We start from the raw sequence: 4419 nt of genomic DNA on the forward strand, positions 1-4419 counted from the left end.
CGGCGGCGGGGGGCTATTCGCCGCCGCGGAGCCGGGCCCGGCGCATCCGCAGGGCGCGCCGGGAGCGGTCGCCGGGGAACGGACCGGCGACACGGTCAAGGGCGTGCTGCTGCAGGCAATGGGCAGCAGCGACGTTCCCGCGGCGCTGAAAGAAGCCGCGGGGCAGCTGGTGCAGCATCTGACCGGCCAACAGCTGCTGCTGAATACGGACCGGACGGCGCCGTTTGCGCAGGTTACGCTATTCCTGCCGCTAAAAGGACCGGACGGGGAGGAGACCGCATCTGTCCATCTACAGTCCCGCCGGGGGGCGAAGGGGGAGCTGGATGCGGCAAACTGCCGGCTGTGGTTCGACTTGGATATGAAGGCTCTGGGTCAGACGCTCGTCGATGTTCAGGTCGTTGACCGGATTGTCAGCCTGAGGCTGCACAATAACGAGTCATGGGCGCAGGAACTGCTGGAATCATCGAAGGATGAGATCAAGTCCGCTATCGAGACGATTGGCTATCAGCTTTCCTCCTTTAAGGCAGAGCCGTTCCCTGTTCAAAATACCGAAAAGCCGGGCAAGGGACCGGGCATCCCGGACGATTACGTTCCCGATTCTTACAGAGGAGTGGATTACCGCATATGAAAGATTCTCCCGATGAACTCTTATACAGCATGAAAAAAGCGGTGGCGCTCAAATACGTGCCGGGGAAGACCGAAGCTCCAGTCGTTGTCGCCAAGGGACAGGGAAACATTGCCGAAGCGATCTTGGAGAAGGCAAAAGAAAACGGGGTTCCCGTCCAGGAGGATGCCGCATTAGTCGAGGTGCTCTCCAAGCTTGATCTTGACCAGCAAATACCACCCGAATTATATCACCTCGTAGCTGAGATATTAAGCTATGTCTACCGCAGTGATGCCGCCGCCGGAACCAGGGAATGGGATGAACGAATTGAATGAGCTCAGCGGGAAGGCGGGGGATTACGCCCAGAGTGATGAAGCTTGTTATAACCGCAAGCAAAAAGGCAGAGCGGCCGAAGAAGCCGCCGAGCTTTACCTCTCGGCCAAAGGCTATGCCATTGTGGAGCGCAACTGGCGCTGCCGGACGGGGGAGATCGACATTATTGCCGAGCAGGGCGGCCGCCTCGTTTTTGTTGAAGTGCGCAGCCGAAGCGGGAACCTGACGCAGGGAACCCCGGAGGAATCAGTAGATGCCCGCAAGATAGACCAGGTGCGGCGGACAGCGGGGGTTTACATGCATGCCAATCATCAAGGCGAACGGCTCGTGTCTTTTGATGTCATTACCGTAAGGTTAAACAGGGATTTAAGCATCGCTTCGCTCAATCATATTTGCGAGGCGTTCTAATAACGGGGGATTTATACGCAAAAGTGCAAATGGCTGCCCCGTGGGAAATATTTACTTTTGGACAATCAAGGCTCGTTGACTATGGGATGAGAGATTCAAATAGGTGGCGCTATGGGTCAGTCCTAAATGAAAATGGGTATACATTAGTGTAACCGTTTATTACATCCAAGAGGAGGCTGTCCGAGTGAACCAACAACCTTATGATGTACATGTGATATTTATTTGCCAACATTGCGGGCAGGAAATTGGAGTTGTATTTAATACAGAGCCGGTTACGACCATCAGCTGCGGCTCTTGCCGTCAGACTTTTACTGTTATGAGGCCGGAGATCGCGGAAGAAATAGTAATGGATTGGGAAAATGAAGCGCTGTTCCAAAAAATACGCGCGGATAAGTCGCAAAGCAGCAACACAAGCTTGATGATGCTGATTATCAAAGTAATTGAACTATTGACCTGGCGGGATGACGGAGCCGGGCAGGTTGAGGCCATTAAAATGATGCGGCAATGGCTGATTGAGAATGAGGGTACACCGATTCTTGCCGAGCTGATGCAATCATCTGACAATCCGCGGCTGCATAAACGCAATTTTTGAAATGGTAAAAAAAGGAAGTAACACGCTTACACAGCAGGCACAAAGGTAAGCAGGAATCTCATCCGGGCTTCGGGCGGAGCTGGCAAGAATCGCGTGCGGGGCCTGTTTGCCATGCATGGAAAAAGCACTAAGCAAGCATTTCTTTATTAAAAAAACTGCTCTCTTATCTTGTGCCGTATACTTTTACGAGAAACAAAGCATCCTTTTTTATAAGGCTGTCTTTATACAAATGCAATCGTATGCAGAGGAGGAGAGGGATTATGACAAAAGTCTATTTTACATCGGATCATCATTTTGGGCATAAAGCCATTATTGATTATGAATCCCGGCCGTTCAAGAATACGGAGCAGATGAATGAATCGATGATTGCGAGCTGGAACGAAACGGTTGGACAAGAGGACCAGGTATTTCATCTGGGGGATTTTTCTGTTTTGGGGAAAGAGGAGACAAGCCAAATATTGTCCAGGCTGAACGGTTATAAGACGCTGATTCTGGGCAATCATGACCGCGACCGTTCCCGCAGTTGGTGGCTAGATGCCGGATTTCAGGAAGTGAGCGGGAACGGCATTATTTATAAGGATTTTTTTCTGCTTACCCATGAGCCTTTGTACATGAATCGGCATATGCCGTACGTAAATATCCACGGACATATCCATGGGCAAAAATATGAAGGGATCAATCATTTCAATGTCTGCGTGGAGCACTGGAAATATAAGCCGGTGTCATTTGAAGCCATCATGGAAGACTTGACCTCGCAACAGGAATCGAGCGGGAACCCTCCGGTGTGGAAAGCTGATTGACTTAGCCTATCTTGCATTTGCCGGCCGGTACATTTGCGGCCATTCACACATTTCGTCAATTTTTTCTTCTATAATATTAAGTGAAACGAACGATTGAGTACTATTCCTCTTCCGCAGGCTGCTTGTCCAGGTTGCGGTACTGCAGCGCCTCTGCGATGTGCGCGGAAGAAATCCGGTCCGCCCCGTCCAGGTCGGCGATGGTACGGGACAGCTTCAGTATGCGGTCATAAGACCGCATACTGAGTCCCAGGTTCTCAAGCAGCGAGTGCAGCATGCGGGCTCCCTCGGAACCGGGATCGGCGTAGCGGCGCAGGGATGTGCCGTATAGCTCGCTGTTCCAGGAGATGGGCAGGCGCCGGTAGCGCTCAGCCTGTATGGCTTGAGCCGCTTCCACTTGGGAGCGCATTTCCGCCGTCGACATCCCGGCGCTTCGTCCATTGACATCCCATTCTCTGGGCCTTGGCACAACCACCTGAAGGTCGATGCGATCCAGCAGCGGCCCTGAGATTCGCCCGCGGTACTGCGCGATGCGCGCCGGGCTGCAAGTGCAGCGCTGCTGCGGATGCCCGCTTCCCAGGAAACCGCAGTGGCACGGATTCATAGAACCAGCGAGCATAAATCTAGCCGGAAAGGTAAAAGCGGCCCTTGCCCTGCTGATCGTTACGACATGGTCCTCAAGCGGCTGGCGCAGCACTTCCAGCACGCTGCGTGAGAATTCAGGCATCTCGTCGAGGAACAGGATACCCCGATGCGCGAGACTGACCTCGCCCGGCTTAGGAACGCTGCCGCCGCCGATCAATCCCGCCCCGGAGATGGTGTGATGAGGCGAGCGGAAGGGTCTTTCCCGAATCAGTCCCTGGTGAGGGTCCTTCAGCTTGCCAGCGGCGCTGAATATTTGAGTGACCTCCAGTGCTTCGCTGTCGGTCAAGGCAGGCAGAATCCCGGGCAGACGCTTAATCATCATCGTCTTGCCCGTGCCAGGCGGGCCAATAAGAAGGAGGTTGTGCATCCCGGCGGCGGCAATGGTGAGCGCCCGTTTGACGTGATGCTGGCCCAGCACATCGCTGTAGTCCTCGTGCATCGCTTCCGCTGGTTCGGAGATGGTTGGGAAGCCAACAGGAGCAATATAACGAAGATGCTCCAGCGACAGCGCCATCACGGGCTGAGATGGGCTTGGCCCGCTGCTCATCGTTACCGGAAACGGCAAGCTGTTTACTTCGCCGTTCAACCCATCCGCCGCATGGAAATCGGTTGAACCAACTGCCTTGGCGTCTTCACAGGAGTCATTCCGTTCTTCCAACTCGCTTATGTTGAGTGCGCAGGGCGGCTCCGGTCCTCGGAGATCCCGCAAATGATCAAGAGCGTAGACCAGCATACCGCCGATTAAGGCCGCTTCCGCCGCGTTGCCGTGCGGCAGCAGCACTGCCCGGAAACCGGCCTTTCGGGCAGCTTCGATCATCGGCAGCACACCGGTTACCGGGCGAAGGCTGCCGTCAAGCGCGAGCTCCCCGATCATTAGCGTCTTTCTTGCGGACGGCAGCACAAGCTGGCCGCTTGTCGTCAGAATGCCGACAGCGATCGCAAGATCGAAAGCTGAGCCTTCCTTACGCAGATCGGCCGGGGCCAGATTAATGGTAACCCGCTGCTGCGGATAGCGGAAGCCGCAATTCCTTACGGCGGAG

The 4419-nt window shown here is 54.6% G+C and carries 5 protein-coding genes and 1 pseudogene; 5 read left to right on the forward strand and 1 reads right to left on the reverse strand.

Translation table 11 applies throughout. From position 1 onward, the window contains the following. The 5 genes and pseudogenes from L691_RS33125 to L691_RS0123335 form a co-directional block, all read left to right on the forward strand. Positions 1-628 (forward strand): annotated as a pseudogene (locus tag L691_RS33125) (DNA ligase); the annotation flags it as partial. Then, the gene (locus tag L691_RS0123320; RefSeq protein ID WP_025692698.1) at positions 625-939 is read left to right on the forward strand and encodes an EscU/YscU/HrcU family type III secretion system export apparatus switch protein; all 315 of its coding nucleotides are present in this window, start codon (positions 625-627) and stop codon (positions 937-939) included. The pseudogene L691_RS33125 and the gene L691_RS0123320, both read left to right, overlap by 4 nt. Next, positions 923-1345: a YraN family protein gene (locus L691_RS0123325; RefSeq protein ID WP_036737913.1), complete on the forward strand. Its 423-nt coding sequence runs from the start codon at positions 923-925 to the stop codon at positions 1343-1345. The genes L691_RS0123320 and L691_RS0123325 overlap by 17 nt, the downstream gene beginning before the upstream one ends. A gap of 184 nt (positions 1346-1529) precedes the next feature. Next, entirely contained in the window at positions 1530-1937 is a 408-nt protein-coding gene (locus tag L691_RS0123330) for a hypothetical protein (RefSeq protein WP_025692700.1), read from the forward strand. 260 nt (positions 1938-2197) lie between these two features. Then, positions 2198-2737 (forward strand): metallophosphoesterase, encoded by a 540-nt coding sequence (locus L691_RS0123335; RefSeq protein ID WP_025692701.1) that lies wholly within the window; start codon positions 2198-2200, stop codon positions 2735-2737. A 100-nt stretch (positions 2738-2837) separates the two neighbouring features. Here the strand turns inward: L691_RS0123335 and L691_RS0123340 are convergent. After that, the coding region (locus tag L691_RS0123340) for a YifB family Mg chelatase-like AAA ATPase (protein WP_025692702.1) at positions 2838-4419 on the reverse strand (1582 nt) is incomplete at its 5' end.

Source organism: Paenibacillus zanthoxyli JH29 (assembly GCF_000520715.1).
Lineage (GTDB): Bacteria > Bacillota > Bacilli > Paenibacillales > Paenibacillaceae > Paenibacillus_AQ > Paenibacillus_AQ zanthoxyli.